Raw genomic sequence first — 980 nt, 5'->3', positions numbered from 1 at the left:
GGGTCGTCGCTGTCGACCGAACCCATGCCGGTCTTGTCGAACACGGCGCCGTCCTCGTCCTCTGCGCCTTCCTCCTCCTCGGAGGTGACGGCGTCGAGATATTGCGGCCGGCCTTGCGTCTTGAGATGCGCGACGACCTTCTCGACCTCGTTRTCCGAGACGAAGGGGCCGTGSACGCGGGTGATGCGCCCGCCGCCGGCCATGTAGAGCATGTCGCCCTGGCCGAGCAGCTGCTCGGCGCCCATCTCGCCCAGGATCGTACGCGAGTCGATCTTSSWGGTGACCTGGAAGGAGATSCGGGTCGGGAAGTTCGCCTTGATCGTGCCGGTGATGACGTCGACCGAGGGGCGCTGCGTSGCGAGSACSACATGGATGCCGGCGGCGCGCGCCATCTGGGCGAGGCGCTGGATCGTGCCCTCGATCTCCTTGCCGGCGACCATCATCAGGTCGGCCATCTCGTCGACGATGACGACGATATAGGGCAGAGGCTCGAGGTCCATGACCTCCTCCTCRTAGAYMGCCTCGCCCGAATGCTTGTCGAAGCCGGTCTGGACCGTGCGGGTGATGATCTCGCCGGCGGCCTTGGCCTCRCCGACCCGGGCATTGAAGCCGTCGATGTTGCGCACCGAGAGCTTCGACATCTTCTTGTAGCGCTCCTCCATCTCGCGCACCGCCCATTTCAGGGCGACGACSGCCTTCTTSGGATCGGTGACGACGGGGGTGAGCAGATGCGGGATGCCGTCATAGACGGAGAGCTCGAGCATCTTGGGATCGACCATGATCAGCCGGCATTCCTCGGGCTTCAGCCGGTAGAGGATCGACAGGATCATGGTGTTGATCGCGACGGACTTGCCCGAGCCGGTGGTGCCGGCGACGAGSAGATGCGGCATSCGGGCGAGGTCGGCGATGACCGGCTCGCCGCCGATGGTCTTGCCGAGGCAGAGCGCGAGCTTGTGCTTGGTCGCCTCGAAATCCTGGCT

1 protein-coding gene is annotated in these 980 nt (G+C 65.2%); it reads right to left on the bottom strand.

All coding sequences use genetic code 11. The annotated features are described in order from the left end of the window. On the bottom strand, window positions 1-980 hold a 980-nt coding region (locus AB4Z10_RS29730; protein ID WP_441473998.1), incomplete at both ends, for a DNA translocase FtsK.

Source organism: Allobosea sp. RAF48 (assembly GCF_052114025.1).
In the GTDB taxonomy this organism is placed as follows: Bacteria; Pseudomonadota; Alphaproteobacteria; order Rhizobiales; family Beijerinckiaceae; genus Allobosea.
The sequence above is the reverse complement of the archived record's forward strand: the minus strand, read 5'-3'. Positions and strand labels throughout refer to the sequence as shown.